17 protein-coding genes are annotated in these 18784 nt (G+C 68.0%); 7 read left to right on the top strand and 10 right to left on the bottom strand.

Annotation, left to right across the window (positions count from 1 at the left end; genetic code table 11):
* Positions 1-29: 29 nt before the first annotated feature.
* Together HWX09_RS31430 and HWX09_RS31425 are read right to left on the bottom strand one after the other, a co-directional pair.
* Complete coding sequence (locus HWX09_RS31430; RefSeq protein WP_027781390.1) at positions 30-734, bottom strand: FCD domain-containing protein; 705 nt, start codon at positions 732-734, stop codon at positions 30-32.
* A 190-nt stretch (positions 735-924) separates the two neighbouring features.
* Positions 925-1998, bottom strand: a complete 1074-nt coding sequence (locus HWX09_RS31425) for a GlxA family transcriptional regulator (RefSeq protein ID WP_027781389.1) — start codon at positions 1996-1998, stop codon at positions 925-927.
* Between the two features lie 285 nt (positions 1999-2283).
* Here HWX09_RS31425 and HWX09_RS31420 point away from each other — a divergent pair, with 285 nt between their 5' ends.
* Genes HWX09_RS31420 through HWX09_RS31395 form a run of 6 tightly spaced genes read left to right on the top strand, consistent with a single transcriptional unit; the run spans position 2284 to position 9330 of the window.
* Positions 2284-3669, top strand: a complete 1386-nt coding sequence (locus HWX09_RS31420; RefSeq protein ID WP_027781388.1) for an L-serine ammonia-lyase — start codon at positions 2284-2286, stop codon at positions 3667-3669.
* A gap of 14 nt (positions 3670-3683) precedes the next feature.
* Positions 3684-4928, top strand: a complete 1245-nt coding sequence (locus HWX09_RS31415) for a sarcosine oxidase subunit beta family protein (RefSeq protein ID WP_006480591.1) — start codon at positions 3684-3686, stop codon at positions 4926-4928.
* Between the two features lie 20 nt (positions 4929-4948).
* Positions 4949-5263: a sarcosine oxidase subunit delta gene (locus tag HWX09_RS31410; RefSeq protein WP_027781387.1), complete on the top strand. Its 315-nt coding sequence runs from the start codon at positions 4949-4951 to the stop codon at positions 5261-5263.
* Positions 5260-8271 carry a sarcosine oxidase subunit alpha family protein gene (locus HWX09_RS31405; RefSeq protein WP_027781386.1) on the top strand — a complete coding sequence of 1004 codons (3012 nt, stop codon included), beginning with the start codon at positions 5260-5262 and terminating at the stop codon, positions 8269-8271. Before HWX09_RS31410 ends, HWX09_RS31405 begins: the two co-directional genes overlap by 4 nt.
* Positions 8261-8893, top strand: coding sequence for a sarcosine oxidase subunit gamma (locus tag HWX09_RS31400; protein WP_027781385.1), 633 nt, complete (start codon positions 8261-8263; stop codon positions 8891-8893). The genes HWX09_RS31405 and HWX09_RS31400 overlap by 11 nt, the downstream gene beginning before the upstream one ends.
* On the top strand, positions 8890-9330 hold the full coding sequence (locus HWX09_RS31395; protein WP_006749884.1) for a dihydroneopterin aldolase: 441 nt from the start codon (positions 8890-8892) through the stop codon (positions 9328-9330). The genes HWX09_RS31400 and HWX09_RS31395 overlap by 4 nt, the downstream gene beginning before the upstream one ends.
* Before the next feature lie 282 nt (positions 9331-9612).
* Here the strand turns inward: HWX09_RS31395 and HWX09_RS31390 are convergent, their stop codons facing one another.
* The 7 genes from HWX09_RS31390 to HWX09_RS31360 all read right to left on the bottom strand — a co-directional run bounded on the left by HWX09_RS31390 (position 9613) and on the right by HWX09_RS31360 (position 15217).
* A complete protein-coding gene (locus HWX09_RS31390; protein WP_034185239.1) occupies positions 9613-9903 on the bottom strand; it encodes a lysozyme inhibitor LprI family protein in 291 nt (96 codons plus the stop codon).
* A 129-nt stretch (positions 9904-10032) separates the two neighbouring features.
* Positions 10033-10710 (bottom strand): lytic transglycosylase domain-containing protein, encoded by a 678-nt coding sequence (locus HWX09_RS31385; RefSeq protein ID WP_027781384.1) that lies wholly within the window; start codon positions 10708-10710, stop codon positions 10033-10035.
* A 272-nt stretch (positions 10711-10982) separates the two neighbouring features.
* The gene (gene arr / locus HWX09_RS31380) at positions 10983-11378 is read right to left on the bottom strand and encodes an NAD(+)--rifampin ADP-ribosyltransferase (protein WP_027781383.1); all 396 of its coding nucleotides are present in this window, start codon (positions 11376-11378) and stop codon (positions 10983-10985) included.
* A gap of 32 nt (positions 11379-11410) precedes the next feature.
* Entirely contained in the window at positions 11411-12178 is a 768-nt protein-coding gene (locus HWX09_RS31375) for an ABC transporter permease (RefSeq protein ID WP_027781382.1), read from the bottom strand.
* Positions 12175-13122, bottom strand: coding sequence for an ABC transporter ATP-binding protein (locus HWX09_RS31370; RefSeq protein ID WP_027781381.1), 948 nt, complete (start codon positions 13120-13122; stop codon positions 12175-12177). The genes HWX09_RS31375 and HWX09_RS31370 overlap by 4 nt, the downstream gene beginning before the upstream one ends.
* Positions 13119-14297: an ABC transporter permease gene (locus HWX09_RS31365; RefSeq protein ID WP_027781380.1), complete on the bottom strand. Its 1179-nt coding sequence runs from the start codon at positions 14295-14297 to the stop codon at positions 13119-13121. Before HWX09_RS31365 ends, HWX09_RS31370 begins: the two co-directional genes overlap by 4 nt.
* The gene (locus HWX09_RS31360) at positions 14294-15217 is read right to left on the bottom strand and encodes an ABC transporter substrate-binding protein (protein ID WP_027781379.1); all 924 of its coding nucleotides are present in this window, start codon (positions 15215-15217) and stop codon (positions 14294-14296) included. The genes HWX09_RS31365 and HWX09_RS31360 overlap by 4 nt, the downstream gene beginning before the upstream one ends.
* Positions 15218-15384: 167 nt before the next feature.
* Here HWX09_RS31360 and HWX09_RS31355 point away from each other — a divergent pair, with 167 nt between their 5' ends.
* Positions 15385-16314 (top strand): 2-hydroxyacid dehydrogenase, encoded by a 930-nt coding sequence (locus HWX09_RS31355; protein ID WP_027781378.1) that lies wholly within the window; start codon positions 15385-15387, stop codon positions 16312-16314.
* A 237-nt stretch (positions 16315-16551) separates the two neighbouring features.
* Here the strand turns inward: HWX09_RS31355 and HWX09_RS31345 are convergent, their stop codons facing one another.
* Positions 16552-18525 (bottom strand): Xaa-Pro dipeptidyl-peptidase, encoded by a 1974-nt coding sequence (locus tag HWX09_RS31345; protein ID WP_027781377.1) that lies wholly within the window; start codon positions 18523-18525, stop codon positions 16552-16554.
* Positions 18526-18784 lie beyond the last annotated feature (259 nt).

The raw sequence follows: 18784 nt of genomic DNA, 5'->3' as shown, positions 1-18784 counted from the left end.
GGCGCCCGGCTCGGCAGGCGCCGCCGGCTTCAGCAGATGCCGGCTTCCGCGAGGCGGCGAGCGGCGTTGTACATGTGCGTGCGCGCCGCGTTGCGGGCGGCCATCGGATCGCGCGCGCGAATCGCGTCGGCGATCGCCGCGTGTTCCTCGCGCACCTGCCGCGAGAAATCGTCGCGCGTCGCTTCGTTGCCCCGCGTGACCTTCACGCCGGCTTCGAGGTACTGGTTCAGGAACTGCAGCGTCTTCAGGAAATACGGGTTGCCGGTGACGGCCGCGATCGTGCGGTGGAACGCGACGTCTTCCGCGACGCCGTCGCGCCCTTCGGCCGCCGCTTCGTCGATCTTGCGCAGCGCGTCGTCGATGTCGGCCATGTCGTCGGCGGTGTGGTGCAGCGCGGCTTCGGCCGCGACTTCAGCCTCGATCGCGCGGCGCACCGCGAGCAGGTGCGGCAGCGAACTCGCCTCGACGGCTTCCGCGTAGTCGATCCGCAGCGGCCGGATCGCGCCGTGCTGGTTCACGAACACGCCGCTGCCCTGGCGCGGCTCGACCACGCCTTCGTTCTTCAGCCGCGAGATCGCCTCGCGGATCACGGTGCGGCTGACGCCGAATTCCTGCGCGAGCACGGCCTCGGTCGGCAGCTTGCCGGTGGCCGAGAAGCTGCCCACTTCGATCTGCTTGAGCAGTTGCTGCGCGACATGGTCGCTCATCGCGCGGGCCGGAATTTTCTCGAACATGATGCTCAGGTTTGTAAGGTGATGTGGTCATCATACAAATTTGAACACACATCAGCATCCGGGATAACCCTCGTTTACGGCAAGCAACGTCGACCAAATTGACTGGAACCGGTTCCAAAAGCGTCGAAACCGAGGCGAACGTGTGCGGTTCCGCAATGGGTCGGGAAAGGGGCGGGCGCCCCGGGGGACGTCAGTCGGCGACGTCCTCGACGGCGTCGGCCGACGCATCGGGCGTCGCGGCGACTTCGGCCACGTCGCCGCCGCGCTCGCGATACGTCGCCGGCGGCACGCCGAACTGCTTGCGGAATTCGCGCCCGAGGTGCGACGCATCGGCGAACCCGCAACTCGACGCGATATCGGCGACCGTGCGGTCCGAACTCGTCAGCAGCCAGGCGGCCGTGCGCAGCCGCACCTGTTTCGCGAATGCCTGCGGGCTCTTGCCGGTCTCGGCCTTGAAGAGCCGTTCGAGCTGCCGCGTCGACAGGTCGAGCTTGCACGCGAGTTCATCGAGCGGCAGCGTACGCCCCACGTGCTGTTCCATCAGAAGAATCGCGCGCTTGACCTTCGGATGCGTCGCCGGTTCGAGGCCCGGCGGATGCGGCTGCGGCGCGTTGCCTTTCTGCATCTCGCCGACGAGCAGGATGCGCAGCGCCTTCTGCACGGTGGCGTGATCGAAATGGCGCAGCAGGATCGCGGCGGCGACGTCGATCGACGCGCGGCCGCCCGAACACGTGATCCGGCGGCGGTCGATCACGAACAGCCGGTCGGCGATCAGCAGGTCGGGATCGGCGGACGGAAAGCGCTCGATGAAATCCCAGTAATGGAACCAGCTCACGCAGGTGCGGTAGCCGTCGAGCACGCCGGCGCGCATCAGCGTGAACACGCCGGTGCAGATACCGACGACCGTCGCGCCGCCTGCCGCCGCGCGGCGGATGACGTCGAGCGTTTCAGGGCCGGCCTGCGGCCCCGAATGCAGCAGCCCGCCCACCACCACCACATAGTCGAACGGCTCGGCCGCGTCGAACGTCTCCCACGGCGTGATCTGGATCCCGCAACTCGCGCGCACCGGCGCGAGCGTCTCGCCGATCACGCTCCATGCGCAGCGCACGGGCTTGCTGTAGTCGCCGTCGTCGGCCGACAGCCGCAGCATGTCGACGAAGCCCGAGAAGGCCGTCAGCGTGAAGTTCGGCAGCAGCACGATGCCGAAGCGGATGCGCCGCGGCGCGGGTTCTGCGAGGGGGGAAGCGGGTACGTCGGGGGTCATCGCGGCCAATCTCGTCACGCCGGGCAGGCGGTCTCACTCGTTTCACTCTGTTTGCGGGCTACGGCTGCCGGGGCGGCACGGATGCAGCCAGCGTCGCCGATCGGCCGCGGCCGGACTTGTGGTTTTTCGTCGCGAACCATCGCCAAAACGCACTTTCCGGGCGGCCGGCGCGGCGCTTGGCGGCGCTATCCCACGCCGATGCCGTTTTTGTTCTATCGGCCGATTTTACGCCCTGATGTACTGAGGCCCAACGACATTTCACGCATGCAACCCAAAGGAAGCCAGATGAACGTCAGCGCGTTCGACCTGTTCAAGATCGGCATCGGCCCGTCCAGTTCCCATACGGTCGGCCCGATGATCGCCGCGTGCCGCTTCGCGTCGCACGTCGAGGACGCGAACCTGCTCGGCTTCGTGCGCCGCGTGCGGGTCGAGCTGTACGGCTCGCTCGGCGCGACCGGCAAGGGTCACGGCACCGACAAGGCCGTGCTGCTCGGCCTCGAGGGCCATCTGCCCGACACGATCGATCCCGACCTGATCGAGCCGCGGCTCGCCGCGATCCGCGCGGAGAAGACGCTGACGCTGCTCGGCAAGCAGACGGTGCGCTTCGACGAAAAGGAACACATCGGCTTCTATCGCAAGCTGATGAGCGGCACGGGCATCGTGCATCCGAACGGGATGCGCTTCCAGGCATTCGACGAACACGGCCAGCTGCTCGTCGAGAAAGAGTATTACTCGGTCGGCGGCGGCTTCGTCGTGAACCGCGACGGCGATCGCGTGAACGGCGTGCGCGCGGCGGTCGAGGTGCCGTATCCGTTCCGCACCGGCGACGACCTGATGCGCCAGTGCCGCGAACATGGGCTGTCGATCGCCGAGCTGATGCTGCGCAACGAATCCGCGCTGCGGCCGGCCGACGAAGTGCGCGCCGGGCTGCTCGCGATCTGGCGCACGATGGCCGCGTGCGTCGAGCGCGGCTGCAAGGTCGAGGGCGAGCTGCCGGGCCCGATGCGCGTGAAGCGCCGCGCGGCCGAAATGAACGGCCACCTGCGCGCGCGTTCGGAAGAGTCGCTGCGCGACCCGCTGTCGATGCTCGACTGGGTCAACCTGTATGCGATGGCCGTGAACGAAGAGAACGCGGCCGGCGGCCGGGTGGTCACCGCGCCGACCAACGGCGCGGCCGGCGTGATTCCCGCGGTGCTGCACTACTACGTGAAGTTCGTGCCGGGCTCGAACGAAGCCGGCATCGTCGAATTCCTGCTGACGGCCGCGGCGATCGGGATCATCTACAAGGAAACCGCGTCGATTTCCGGCGCGGAAGTCGGTTGCCAGGGCGAAGTGGGCGTCGCGTGCTCGATGGCCGCCGCCGCGCTCGCCGCCGTGATGGGCGGCACGCCCGACCAGGTCGAGAACGCGGCCGAGATCGGCATGGAGCACAACCTCGGGATGACCTGCGATCCCGTGGGCGGGCTCGTGCAGATCCCGTGCATCGAGCGCAACGCGATGGGCGCGATCAAGGCGCTGAACGCGTCGCGCATGGCGCTCAAGGGCAACGGCCAGCACTACGTATCGCTCGATTCCGTGATCAAGACGATGCGCGAAACCGGCGCCGACATGAAGACGAAATACAAGGAAACGTCGCGCGGCGGCCTCGCCGTGAACGTCATCGAATGCTAACGAAGGATCCAAACATGAGCCGCTACTCGATATTCAGCCTGTTCCGCAACGGCCTCTCGTATCACGAGAACTGGGAAAAGCAGTGGAAGAGCCCGGAGCCGAAGAAGGAATACGACGTCGTGATCGTCGGCGGCGGCGGCCACGGCCTCGCGACCGCGTACTACCTCGCGAAGGAGCACGGGATCACGAACGTCGCGATCCTGGAGAAGGGCTGGATCGGCGGCGGCAACACCGCGCGCAACACGACGATCGTGCGCTCGAACTACCTGTGGGACGAATCGGCCGCGCTGTACGAGAAGGCGATGAAGCTGTGGGAAGGGCTGTCGCAGGATCTGAACTACAACGTGATGTTCAGCCAGCGCGGCGTGATGAACCTCGCGCACACGCTGCAGGACGTGCGTGACACCGAGCGCCGCGTGAACGCGAACCGGCTGAACGGCGTCGACGCCGAATTCCTGACGCCCGCGCAGATCAAGGAAATCGAGCCGACGATCAACCTGAACAGCCGCTACCCGGTGCTCGGCGCATCGATCCAGCGCCGCGCGGGCGTCGCGCGTCACGATGCGGTGGCCTGGGGCTTCGCTCGCGGCGCGGACCGCGCCGGCGTCGACATCATCCAGAACTGCCAGGTGACGGGCATTCGCCGCGAAGGCGGCGCGGTGGTCGGCGTCGACACGGTGAAGGGTTTCATCAAGGCGAAGAAGGTCGCGGTGGTGGCCGCCGGCAACACGACGACGCTCGCCGACATGGCCGGCGTGCGTCTGCCGATCGAAAGCCACCCGCTGCAGGCGCTGGTGTCCGAGCCGATCAAGCCGGTGGTGAACTCGGTGATCATGTCGAACGCGGTGCACGCGTACATCAGCCAGTCCGACAAGGGCGATCTCGTGATCGGCGCCGGTATCGACCAGTACACGGGCTTCGGCCAGCGCGGCAGCTTCCACATCATCGAAAGCACGCTGCAGGCGATCGTCGAGATGTTCCCGGTGTTCTCGCGCGTGCGGATGAACCGCCAGTGGGGCGGCATCGTCGACGTGTCGCCGGACGCGTGCCCGATCATCACCAAGACCGACGTGAAGGGCCTCTATTTCAACTGCGGCTGGGGCACCGGCGGCTTCAAGGCGACGCCCGGCTCGGGCTGGGTGTTCGCGCACACGATCGCCCGCGACGAACCGCATCCGCTGAACGCGCCGTTCGCGCTCGACCGCTTCTATACGGGCCATCTGATCGACGAGCACGGCGCTGCCGCCGTCGCGCACTGACCACCATTGGAGAAAGAAACATGTTGCTGATCGAATGTCCGTGGTGCGGGCCGCGCGCCGAATCCGAGTTCTCATGCGGCGGTGAAGCCGACATCGTGCGCCCGGTGGCGAACGAGAACATGACCGACCGCGAATGGGGCGAATACGTGTTCATGCGCGAGAACAAGCGTGGGCTGCACAAGGAGCAGTGGCTGCACACGCAGGGCTGCCGCCGCTGGTTCAAGGTCACGCGCGATACGGTGACCTACGATATCAAGGGCTACGAAAAGTTCGGCAGGGCTGCCATCAGCGGCGCGGCTGCCGGTAACGCACACGAAGAGGGTACGAGCAAATGAGCCAGAAAGACCGCCTCGGCACCGGTGGCCGGATCAATCGCGCGATTCCGTTGACGTTCACGTTCAACGGCCGCACGTACCAGGGCTTCCAGGGCGACACGCTCGCGTCCGCGCTGCTCGCGAACGGCGTGCATTTCGTCGCGCGCAGCTTCAAGTACCACCGTCCGCGCGGGATCGTGACGGCGGATGTGGCGGAACCGAATGCCGTCGTGCAGCTCGAGTCCGGCCCGTACACCGTGCCGAACGCCCGCGCGACCGAAATCGAGCTGTACCAGGGGCTCGTCGCGACGAGCGTGAACGCCGAGCCCACGCTCGAGAACGACAAGTACGCGATCAACCAGAAGTTCTCGCGCTTCATGCCGGCCGGGTTCTACTACAAGACGTTCATGTGGCCGCGCAACATGTGGCCGAAGTACGAAGAGAAGATCCGCGAAGCGGCCGGCCTCGGCAAGGCGCCCGAAGTGCTCGACGCCGATCGCTACGACAAGTGCTACGCGCACTGCGACGTGCTCGTGGTCGGCGGTGGCCCGTCGGGCCTCGCCGCCGCGCATGCGGCCGCCACGGCCGGCGCGCGCGTGATCCTCGTCGACGACCAGCGCGAACTCGGCGGCAGCCTGCTGTCGTGCCGCGCGGAGATCGACGCGAAGCCCGCGCTGCAATGGGTCGAGAAGATCGAGGCGGAGCTGCGCAAGCTGCCCGACGTGACGATCCTGTCGCGCAGCACCGCGTTCGGCTATCAGGACCACAACCTCGTGACGGTCACGCAGCGCCTGACCGATCACCTGCCGGTGTCGATGCGCAAGGGCACGCGCGAGCTGCTGTGGAAGGTCCGCGCGAAGCGCGTGATTCTCGCGACCGGCGCGCACGAGCGGCCGATCGTATTCGGCAACAACGACCTGCCGGGCGTGATGCTGGCGGGTGCGGTATCCACCTACGTGCATCGCTTCGGCGTGCTGCCGGGCCGCAACGCGGTCGTGTTCACGAACAACGACCGTGCATACCAGACCGCGCTCGACCTGAAGGCGTGCGGGGCGAAGGTGACGGTCGTCGATTCGCGCGCGTCGTCGAACGGCGCGCTGCCGGCCGCGGCCAAGCGGCAGGGCGTGACGGTGATGAGCGGCGCGGTCGTCACGGCCGCATCGGGCAAGTGGCGCGTATCGTCGGTCGACGTCGCGTCCTACTCGAACGGCCAGACCGGCGGCAAGCTGCAGACGCTGCCGTGCGACCTCGTCGCGATGTCGGGCGGCTTCAGCCCGGTGCTGCACCTGTTCGCGCAATCGGGCGGCAAGGCGTGCTGGAACGACGAAAAGGCGTGCTTCCTGCCGGGCAAGCCCGTGCAGGCGGAGGCGAGCATCGGTGCGGCGGCCGGCGAATTCGGGCTGGCCCGTGCGCTGCGGCTCGCGGTCGATGCGGGCGTGGAAGCGGCGAAGGCCGCGGGCTTCACGGCCGCGCAGCGTCCGGCCGCTCCGCAGGTCGCCGAAGCCGTCGAAGGCGCGCTGCAGCCGTTGTGGCTCGTCGGCAGCCGCGAGGCGGCCGCGCGCGGACCGAAGCAGTTCGTCGACTTCCAGAACGACGTGGCGGCCGCCGACATTCTGCTCGCCGCGCGCGAAGGCTTCGAGTCGGTCGAGCACGTGAAGCGCTATACGGCGATGGGCTTCGGCACCGACCAGGGCAAGCTCGGCAACATCAACGGGATGGCGATCCTCGCGGGCGCGCTCGGCAAGACGATTCCGGAAACGGGCACGACGACGTTCCGCCCGAACTACACGCCCGTGTCGTTCGGCACGTTCGCGGGCCGCGAGACGGGCGATTTCCTCGACCCGATCCGCAAGACGGCCGTGCACGAATGGCACGTCGAGCACGGCGCGATGTTCGAGGACGTCGGCAACTGGAAGCGGCCGTGGTATTTCCCGAAGAACGGCGAGGATCTCCATGCGGCCGTGAAGCGCGAATGCCTCGCGGTGCGTAACGGCGTCGGCATTCTCGACGCGTCGACGCTCGGCAAGATCGACATCCAGGGTCCGGATGCGGTGAAGCTGCTGAACTGGATGTACACGAACCCGTGGAACAAGCTCGAAATCGGCAAGTGCCGCTACGGGTTGATGCTCGACGAAAACGGAATGGTGTTCGACGACGGCGTGACCGTGCGCCTCGCCGATCAGCATTTCATGATGACGACCACCACCGGCGGCGCGGCGCGCGTGCTGACGTGGCTCGAGCGCTGGCTGCAGACCGAATGGCCCGACCTGAAGGTGCGGCTCGCGTCCGTCACCGATCACTGGGCGACGTTCGCGGTGGTCGGCCCGAAGAGCCGCAAGGTCGTGCAGAAGGTGTGCCAGGACATCGATTTCGGCAATGAAGCGTTCCCGTTCATGAGCTACCGCAACGGCACCGTCGCCGGCGCGAAGGCGCGTGTGATGCGGATCAGCTTCTCGGGCGAGCTGGCCTACGAAGTGAACGTGCCGGCGAATGCGGGCCGCGCGGTGTGGGAAGCGCTGATGGCGGCCGGTGCCGAGTTCGACATCACGCCGTACGGCACCGAGACGATGCACGTGCTGCGCGCGGAGAAGGGCTACATCATCGTCGGCCAGGATACCGACGGCTCGATCACGCCGTACGACCTCGGGATGGGCGGGCTCGTCGCGAAGTCGAAGGACTTCCTCGGCAAGCGCTCGCTGACGCGCTCGGATACCGCGAAGGAAGGCCGCAAGCAGTTCGTCGGCCTCTTGACCGAAGACGAACAGTTCGTGCTGCCGGAAGGCGCGCAGATCATCGCGAAGGACACGCAGGTGTCGGCGGTCGATCCGACGCCGATGATCGGCCACGTGACGTCGAGCTACTACAGCCCGATCCTGAAGCGCTCGATCGCGCTCGCGGTGGTGAAGGGCGGCCTGAACAAGATGGGCGAGAGCGTCGTGATTCCGCTGGCCAACGGCAAGCGCATCACCGCGAAGATCTCGAGCCCGGTTTTCTACGATACCGAAGGGGTGCGTCAGCATGTGGAATGAAACGAGAAACCAGACGCAGGTGGCGGGTGCGGGCGGCGTGACGCTTGAATCGCCGTTCGTCGGCGCCGCCGACGTGCTGAAGGCGCACCAGGCGCGCGCATCGAAGAAATTCGCGCTGCGCGAGCGGCCGTTCCTCGATCTCGTCAACGTGCGCGGCGAGTTGAGCGACCCGGCATTCGTGGCCGCGTTCGAGCGTGTGGTCGGCTGCCGGCCGCCCGCGGAGCCGAACACGGTGGCGCGCGGCGCCGAGTACGACGTGCTGTGGCTCGGCCCCGACGAATGGCTCGTGCGGTCGAACGGGCCGGTTCAGGCCGGCGTGCTCGAAGCGAAGCTGGCGGAGGCCGTGCAGGGCTCGTATGCGGCGGCCGTCGACGTCGGTAGCGGCTACACGGTCGTCGAGGTCGTCGGCGAACGCGTGCGCGACGTGATCGCGCGCGGCTGCCCGCTCGATCTGCATCCGCGCGTGTTCAAGCCGGGCCAGTGCGCGCAGTCGCACTACTTCAAGTCGCCGATCACGCTGATCCCGACCGGCGACGAGTCGTTCGAGATCGTCCTGCGTCGCAGCTTCGCCGACTATTTCGTGCGCATCATGCTCGACGCCGCGGCGCCGCTCGCATCATGAAGCCGTTCGACGAACCGTTCGTGGCGATCGACGCGCCGCGCCTGCGCGGGCGCGGCTGGAGCGTGTTCGTCGACGAACTGAAGGTGCCCGCGCGGATCGGCATCCACGCGCACGAGCATGAAGCGCCGCAGCCGATCGTGATCGATGCGCGGCTCGGGTATCGCTGCGAGCCGAGCGAGCAGGGCGAGTGGATCGATTACGACGGCTATTGCGCGCGCGTCGCGTCGTTCCTGTCGCACAAGCCGCATACGCGGCTGCTGGAGACGCTCGTCGCCGATCTCGCGGTGCTGTCGTTCCGCGAATGGCCGGCGCTGGAATCGCTGACGCTGTCGATGTACAAGCCGAAGATCCGGCCGGGGACGAAGCGCGTGGGCGTGTCGCTCGACTGGACGCGGGGGGATTACCTGCGGTGGACGGGGGCGGCGGGGCAGCTTTGATCAGAGGGGGCCGGATCAAGGCACGAGAGAGGTGATCCGGCAAACCCGGCGGGCGCGGCGGCACGGATGTGCCGCCGCACGCGTTTATAGTTCCTGAAATATGAGAATAATGAGGTGCTGCCGGTCTTTGGTGTTTTTATTCCTGAAATATAAGAACAATTGGCGATCTGACTGACGAGCCGTACTGCTTCGACATGCGGGGAGCCGATGCCGTATCGACACCGATCGCCGGTGCGCGCGTTGCGTGCCGGAATGACGGGCGATACGGTACGGGGCGGCGGTTCAGTTCGGCTGCGTCAATTCCGTTTCCCACTTCTTCAGGATGCGCACGCGCGCCTGATCGAAATCGACCCGGCAGTTCATCCATGCGTCGTCCGCGATCATTTGCCGAGGATTGGCCGCTTTCACGTAGTCGCAAGTATCGTCTGCAAAGCCGGCCCAGCTCGTCTGCGATTTCGTGAGTCGAGCGGCAGCGTCAGGGTCGCGTTGGCGCAGCTTGTGAACAAGCGACCGGTACGCACTGTCGACTTGCCGCTGCTGCTGATCGAGTACGCAACGCCGTACGGCTTCCATCGTCAGTCCTGCTTGCTCGCAGTCAACGGCAGCGAATGCCGATACGGCAGGGGCCGACAGCGCGGCAATGGCGAGCAGTCGGGCCGCGTAGCGTCGGGCCGGGGCAGGGCGAACGCGAGTGCCCATTGCTTACTTCGCGTTGCGGTTCGCGGCGGGCGCAGAACCTGACGGATCGCTGACCGGCACCATGTGCGCGTTCGTATCGGTGGTGGCTTTCGCGCCGTCCTCGGGTTCGAGCACGAACCGGAACGATTCGACCCGCTGCATGACCTTCGCCGCATACGCACTGGATCCGCCGCTGTAGCTCTTCAGCCCGGCCTGCACGTTGCCGCCGGCCGCTTTCACGTAGCCCGACAGAATGCGCGAGCCGGCTTCGACGTTCGCATTCGGCTCGGTGAGATCCTTCACGTTGCGCAGCATGCCGCGGTGCGCGGCGGGCACGACCTGCATCAACCCGGTCGCGCCGTGCTGGCCGCGCGCCTTTTCCTGGAAGCGCGATTCGATCGAAATGATCGCGTAAACGAGGGCCGGAGGCAGCGAATATTTCGTCGCGGTCACGCTCACGATATCGGCGAGCTTCGCGGCCCGTTCCTTCGCGACGCCGAATTTCTTCGTCAGGTAGGACGTGATGCGGCGGTTTGCTTCGTTCGGCTGATCGTTGTCGCTCGCGAGCGGCGCGGAGGCGGCAGTCGGCGCCGATGCCAGCGCGTCGGACGCGGATGCAGGCACTGCGGGCGCTTGCTGCGCCCATGCCTGTTGCGCGATGCCGAACGAGAGCACGATCAGCCAGAGAAACCGTCGTCGCATGGTGGAATGCGGGGAAATGGGAGGCGCACAGTATATCGGCCAATCGTCGCCGATGGTCGAGCGCCGGCTCGAATGAAAGCGCGATGTAGGCTTGTGTCGATTCGGGCGGGGCCGACGAGCCGATCGTTGCACGCACACGCATCGGAGTCCGGATAGACCCGGCGCTTTCGTCCTGTCGTGCGACTCCTCCCACGGTACGTGGGCGTGTCGTTGCCTCGCGTGTTCCGTTGGCCGCCGTCCCGGCTTTGTTCGCGAATCGGCCGAACGGATCGCTAGTTGATGATCTCGCCGATGCCGGTTTCGATTCGGCTTCTGAGTTGCTGGATGAACGCCGGATCGTAGGGTTCCCAGCTATCGAGTTCGCCGACGATCTTCAAAGGCAGTGTGCTTCGATACGATCGCGTCGGATTGCCGGGGAATTTCTTGTCCGTGACGTTGGGGTCGTTTTCGAATTCCCCGGTGGGCTCGACGATGTAGACGCGCGGCCGGCCGTCGCCCTTGGCCATTTCCGCAGCCAGGCCGGCGCCTTTGGGCAGGGCCGTGAAATAAACGTGATTCATCACCACGTCGTCCCGATAATTCGATCTGAAGCCCGCTGTCAGCAAATCACCGATCCGCAAATTCGCCTTCGTGCCATGAAAAAACGGGCCGGCGTCCAGGACAGACATGGTGGCTCCTTCGAAAAATTCCGTGACGGATGCTAGGCGCGCCGCGCGCTCGCCACCCGCGCAATCGCGCCGATGGCGTCGCTGACGAGCACCGCGAGCAAGCCGACGATCACGCCGCCTTGCAGCACGAACGCGGTGTTCGATGTCTGCAGGCCCGCGATGATCACGTCGCCGAGCCCGCGCGCGGCGACCGTCGAGCCGATCGTCGCGGTGCCGAGATTGATCACGACCGCGAGGCGGATGCCGTTGACGATCACCGGGAACGCGAGCGGCAGCTCGACGGACACCAATTGCTGCCAGCCGCTCATTCCCATCCCGCGCGCGGCGTCGACGACGTCGCGCGGGACGTCCTCGAGCCCCGCGATCGTGCTTTCGAAAATCGGCAGGAGCCCGTACAGCACGAGCGCGATCAGCACGGGTTTCAATCCGAAGCCGACTGCCGGCACGGCGAGCGCGAGCACGGCGACCGGCGGGAAGGTCTGGCCGATATCGACGACGCTGCGCGCGAGCGGCAGGAAATCCGCACCGAACCGCCGCGTGACCGCGATGCCGGCCGCGACCGCGACGATCGTGCCGATCAGGCTCGACAGCGCGACCGTGCCGAGATGCGCGAGCGTGAGATCGAGCAGGCTCGCGCGATCGTAGATCACCGGCGCGCCGTTGTCCGCGAACGGCGCGAACAGACCCTGCAGCCACGCGGGGCGCAACAGCAGCACGAGCAGCAGCGCGAGCGCGGCCGCGCGGGCGACGTACGCGGGAAGCGAAGACCGCTTGGGCCGCACGCTGCCGAGCGTCGTCATGCGGGCTGCCTCGCGTGCGAGCGAATCGCGTCGAGCGTGATGCGGCGGGGGCCGTGTGCGTTGCCGTTGGCTGCATCGTCGACGGGTAGCGCATCGACACCGCGCCACAACAATTCGGACACCGCATCGCGCAGCGTGCGCGTCGCCGCGATCGGCTCGCCGTCGGCGTGGCCGGCTTCGGCCACTGCGTCGATCGGCGTCAGCGCGAGCAGGCGCAGCGGACGGTCGACGCCCGCGACGAGCTGCTCGACGACACCCGCTGCCGGCCTGCCGAGAATCTCGGCAGGCGGCGCGACCTGCAGCAGCCGGCCGCCGTCCATCACCGCGATCGTGTCGCCGAGCTTCAGCGCTTCCTCGATGTCGTGCGTGACGATCACGACCGTGATGCCGAGGCGGCGCTGCAGCGCGAACAGGTCGTCCTGCGCCTTGTTGCGGATGATCGGATCGAGCGCGCCGAACGGTTCGTCCATCAGCAGCATCGCGGGCTCGGCCGCCAGCGCGCGCGCCACGCCGACGCGCTGCTGCTGGCCGCCCGACAGTTCGTGCGGCAGCTTGCTCGCGAATTCGGCCGGCGCGAGATGGAACAGGTCGAGCAGTTCGTTCACGCGCGCGTCGATACGGGCGGCCGGCCAGTCGAGCAGGCGCGGCACGGTCGCGATGTTGCGCGCGACGCTCCAGTGCGGAAACAGCCCGTGCCCCTGGATCGCGTAGCCGATGCCACGGCGCAGCTGCTCGGGTGCAACGGTCGCCGTATCGATGCCGTCGATGCGGATCGTGCCGCTGGTCGGCGCGATCAGCCGGTTGATCATGCGCAGGAGCGTCGACTTGCCGCTGCCCGATGCGCCGACGAGCGCGGTGATCGTGCCGCGCTGCATCGTCAGCGATACGTCGTCGACGGCGACTACGTCGCCGAAGCGTTTGCCGACCCGTTCGATCTCGATCATCCTGCACGCCCCTTCGCGAGCGACGTCGCGGCTTCGAACACGACGGCGGCCGTCAGTGCGAGCGCGATCGTCGGGATCGCGCCGAGCAGCACGAGATCGGCGGCCGATTGCCCGATCCCCTGGAAGATGAACGTGCCGAATCCGCCGCCGCCGATCAGCGCGGCAACCGCGGTCAGGCCGATGTTCTGTACGAGCACGATGCGCACGCCGCTCAGGATCACCGGCAGCGCGAGCACGAGATCGACGCGCAGCAGCCGCTGCGCGCGTGTCATGCCCATCGCGCGCGCCGCTTCGGTCACGTGCGGCGGCACCTGTCCGAGGCCGACCACGACGCTCGATGCGATCGGCAGCAGCGAGTAGAGGAACAGCGCGAGCACGGCCGGCGCGACGCCGATGCCGCGGATGCCGAGTGCGGCGGCGAGCGGCACGTGCGCGGCGAGCAGGCCGAGCGGCGCCATCATCAGCCCGTACATCGCGATGCTGGGGATCGTCTGCACGATATTGAGCACGGGCATCGCGACGGTGCGCACCGTCGCGACGCGCGCGCATGCGATGCCGAGCGGCACGCCCGCGACGAGCGCGGCGGCGACCGAGCCGCCCGCGAGCGACACGTGACGGATCGCTTCGCGCCAGAAATCGTCGCTGCGCACCGCGTATTCGCGCATCACGGAGAGGCCGTCCCACCAGCCGCTCGCGAGCGGCACGGAAACCGCCGCGATCGCGACGGCGAGCGCGAGGAGGCGCCGCCACGGGCCGAACGCGAGGCGCGCGAGCGCGTCGGCGATGAGCACCGCCCACGCGAACAGTAGCAGCCAGACGCCGGCGTCGGGCGACACACGGGCCAGCATGTCGTCGGGTGCGACGACATGCGTGGCGGCCGCACCGACCGCATACGCGAGCGTCGCGAGCCCCACGCACCCGGCCGCGAGCCGCCACGCGGGACGGCTCGCCGCCATCGCCCACAGCGCGCCGACGGTCCATAGCGCGGCGAGCGCCGCGCCCTGCATCGCCGGCAGCGCGGCGAACACCGATAGCCCGGTGCCGGCCGCGATCCGGTTCGGCCGCAGCACCGCGAACGACAGACCGAACACGGCGACGATCGTCAGGACGCCGATCAGGATGCCGACCTTGTCGAGCGTGACGCGCCGCGCGGACGCTGCCGCGCCCTCCGTCATTTCACGAAACCCTTCGATTTCAGGTAGCTTTTCGCGACGCCGCCAGCCGGCTCGCCGTTGAGCTGGATGCGGGCATTCAGCGATTGCAGCGTCTTCAGGTCGAGGCTCGCGAACACGGGCTTCAGATACTCGGCGATTTGCGGATGCGTTTTCAGCACGGCTTCGCGGATCACCGGCGCCGGCGCGTAGACGGGCTGCACGTGCTTGTCGTCGTCGAGCACCGTGAGGCCGCTCGAGGCGATGCCGCCGTCGGTGCCGTAGACCATCGCGGCGTTCACGCCGTCGGTCTGGTTCGCGGCGGCCTTGATCGTCGCGGCCGTGTCGCCGCCGGACAGCACGACGAGCTGCTCGGGCTTCAGCTTGAAGCCGTACGCTTTCTCGAACGACGGCAGCGCGGACGCGCTGTTCACGAATTCGGCCGACGCCGCGAGCTTCACCTTGCCGCCGCCGGCCACCCACTTGCCGAAGTCGGAGAAGGTCTTCAGGTGCTGCGACTGCGCGACGGGCGCGAGCAGCGCGACGCCCCACGTGTTGTTCGCGGGCGCCGGTGCGAGCCAGACGAGATGGTTCGCCGCGTAGTCGAGTTTCTTCGCGGTGTCGTAGCCCTGGCTCGCGTTCTTCCACACCGGGTCGTCGGCCTTGTTGAAGAAGAACGCGGCGTTGCCCGTGTATTCGGGGTAGATGTCGATCTCGCCGCTCGTGAGCGCCTTGCGCACGATCGGCGTCGTGCCGAGCGCGATCTTTTCGGTGACAGGAATGCCGTGGGCCTTCAGCACCTGCGAAATGAGGTTGCCGAGCAGGTTGCCTTCGGTGTCGATCTTCGACGACACCACGACGGGCGTGTCGGCGTGCGCGCCGGGCGCCGCGATGGCGGCGGCGAACGCGAGGCCCAGGATCCGGGCGGGCAGGGCGAGCTTCATCGGGGCCAATCTCCAGGACGGGGGCGTACGCCGAAAGTTACTTGACTGAGCCGGCTTTGGCAAACCGCGTGCGGCGGCGTGTCCACAGCCGGTGTGGGGATAACCCGCACCCGTCATGCGGGCTTGTTACACTGAAATTCGTTCCCCGCCTGCGGACATTTGCTGACATGAAGCCCGAGCTGCTGGTCCTCATCGCCCTGCGCGGCGACGCGCATCGCGAGATCGCCGCGTCGTTCGACGTGCGTTACGCCCCGACGCCCGACGAGCGCGAACGCGCGATCGCCGAACACGGCGGCACGATTCGAGCGGTGCTGACCAACGGCAGCACGGGGTTGACCGCCGCCGAGATCGACCGGCTGCCGCGGCTCACGTTCGTCAGCGCGCTCGGCGCGGGCTACGAGCATATCGATGTCGCGCACGCGAAGGCGCGCGGCATTGCCGTGGTCACGGGCGCCGGCACCAACGACGACTGCGTCGCCGATCACGCGTTCGCGCTGCTGCTCGCGGCGGTGCGCAACGTCGTGCAGCTCGATGCGACAACCCGCGCGGGCGTGTGGCGCGACGGGCTGTCGATGCCGCCGAACGTGTCGGGCAAGAAGCTCGGCATCGTCGGGCTCGGCAAGATCGGCGAGAAGTGCGCGCGTCGCGCGGCCGGCTTCGACATCGAGATCGGCTATCACAACCGGTCGGAGAAGCCGGGGCCGTACCGCTATTTCGACCGGATCGACGCACTCGCGCGGTGGGCCGATTTCCTGATCGTCGCGACGCCGGGCGGCGCGGGCACGCGGCACCTGATCGATCGCACCGTGCTCGACGCGCTCGGCCCCGGCGGTTTTCTCGTCAACGTGTCGCGCGGCAGCGTTGTCGATACCGCTGCTTTGGCAGATGCGCTGCGCGAACGCCGCATCGCGGGCGCGGGGCTCGACGTGTACGAAGGCGAACCGGAGCCGCCGCGTGCGCTGACGGAGCTCGACAGCGTCGTGCTGACGCCGCACATGGGCGGCTGGTCGCCCGAGGCGCTCGATCGTTCGGTGCGGCAGTTTCTCGACAATGCGGCGCGGCATTTCGCCGGGCAGCCGGTGTTGACGCCGGTGTGAGCGTCGGGCGGCGGCGTCGAGTCAGTCCGCCTGTTTGCTGAATACCCGGTAGAAATCCGGCAGGTTCGCGGGCTTGTCGGCGTCGAGATCGACCCGGCCGAACGGGTCGTGCTCGTCGCTCGGCACGATTTCACGACGATCGACCTTGCACTATCTTCGTGCAGCGATTCCCCCGCCCGCATCGACGCGCATGCAGGCGGGGGAGGTGGTGTCGTTACGCCGGCAGCCGGCGCACGACTAGGCGCCCGCCGCCGATGAAGCCAGCGGCACCGTCACCGACGTGCCGGCCGGATCGAGCGTCAGGCCCGTGCCGGGCGTCGGCCGCAGCGTCGCCTCGTAGTCGCTGGAGAGGACGACGAGCCCCAGCCGGTGGCCGGCTTCCAGCTTGTAGTCGCGCGGCATGAACGTCAGCTTCAGGTCGTACGGCATGCCGGGCAGCACGGGTTGCGACACCCACTCGGACAACCGGTTGCGCGGGTCGGTCCACGCGCGCGTGACGATCGTCGCCGTGCCGTCCGGCGCGCGGTCGACCAGCAGTGCCGTCACGTTCGCGACGCCCGTGAAGGTCAGCCTGACGCGCGCGGTCGCGGCGCCGGACAGGCGCGTCGCGGCCGTCAGCGGGGCCGTCTCGAAGCGGCTGCGGTTTTCGCCCGTCGGCGTGTTCGCCAGCGTGAGCGCGGGAATGCGCGCATCGTCGGTGAAGCGTGCGAGCGGGCCGCCGCTCGGCAGCCGCAGCAGCGTGCCGGTGCCGGCGCCGTCGCCGCCCGCGAAGTACGTGACTGGCGTGGCGTGCCGCGCGGCCCAGTCGGCTTCCTTCAGCAGCGTGCCGTCCGCCTGCGCGATCACCGCCCGCGGATCGTGCTCGACGCCGTTGTCGTAACCGATCAGGTAGCGCGTGAACCACCGGTTCACCTCCGCGGTCCATGCGTCGGCCATCGCCGGCACACGGGTTGGATCGGTGTGTTTCAGGCGATGTAGCCACAGCTGGGTCGGCACCCCCTGGCGTCGCATCGCCAGATACCACGACGTCGACTGGTCGACGCGCACGTTGTCGTCGGTGAGCCCCTGCGCGACGAGCGCCGGTGCGACCGCGAACGCGGTCGGAATGTCGCGCGCGGCCCAGAACGGCGAATAGTCGCCGGTCTTGCGGTCTTCCTGCTGCAGCGCTTCGTCGATCAGGTGCGTGCAGCGCTCCGGATGCGCGTTCGTCAGCAGCGCCTTGATGTACACGTCGACATCCTCGCCCTGATAGCCTTCCGGCGCGCGCACGAGGCCGCCCGAGCGGTAGTAGCCGTACATGTTCGACAGCCCGGCAATCGGCACGATCGCGTCGAGCCCGCGCGTGCGCAGGCTCGCGACCATCTTCGGCAGCGTGCCGTCGTACGACACGCCGTACATGCCGACGTGGCCGGTCGACCAGTTCGCGACGACCGTCTTGCCGCTCGCGTCCTTCGCGGTCGCATCGCGGCCGAGCCAGCGGATCACCGATGCCATCGCGACCGATTCGTCGCGCGTCAGGATCGTCGGGCAGCCGTCGGAGCCGGCGGTGCCGAGCGAATCCGCGTAGACGATCGTGAAGCCGCGCGGCACGAAGTAGCTTTCGATCCACGAGCGGCCGGCCGCGGCGGCCTCGACCTGCTGCAGCATCCGCGACTGCGGCGCGGCGGCCAGGATGCGGGTGGACGCCGACGCCGCGGCGCCGGCCGCCGCGGCCGGATGCGGCGTGCCGTCGAGTTCGACGTCGACGTCGTGGTCGGGGCTGTCGGCGAGCCCCGCGTAATACGGGCTCGCGAGCACGATGACCGGCGTGCGCGCGCCGTTCGCGGTTTCGGACGGCCGCACGATGCGCACGTGGATGCGGTCGCGCGTGCCGTCGCCGTCGGAATCGACCGGCGTGTCGACCCACGCGTTCTCCTCGATCGTGCCGCCCGACAGCGACGGCTGCACCTGGCCGTTGCTGATCACCGGCTTGTAGCGCCCGTTGCTCGCGGGATTCGCGTACGGGACGCCGGACGGCGAAAAGTGCGACCCGAACGATTGCGTATCGGGTGTATCGGCCGCGGCGGCGGCCCCTGCCTGTTGGCCCTGCGCGAGCGCTGACACGCCCGCCACGCTGCCGCCGTCGTCGCCGCCGCCGCACGCGGCGAGCGTCGCGGCCGCCACGAGCGCGGGCAGCCATGCGCGCCGCACTCCGGTTCGATGAATGTTCATTGAATCGACCTCGTCTCTTGTGTTTGTCTGGAACCGGCCGGCTCGCGATACGCCCCCTGCGGCCTGGCCGGGTGCTGCGTCGGATGAAGCGGAACTGCACCATCAAAAAACGGCGGGCGAGACGTACGGGACGCTCGTCTGATGCCGGTGCGCGTCAGGCGGCGCGCATCCGGCGGGTACCGAGGCGAGTGCATCGCCCCGAACGGCAATCGTCAGTGCAGCGGGTCGCTGCGAACGCTGTGAATGCAGGAGTGCGAAT

Source organism: Burkholderia sp. BCC1208 (assembly GCF_902833095.1).
GTDB lineage: Bacteria > Pseudomonadota > Gammaproteobacteria > Burkholderiales > Burkholderiaceae > Burkholderia.
Note: the sequence above shows the minus strand (reverse complement) of the source record. Positions and strands in the feature narration are given on the sequence as shown.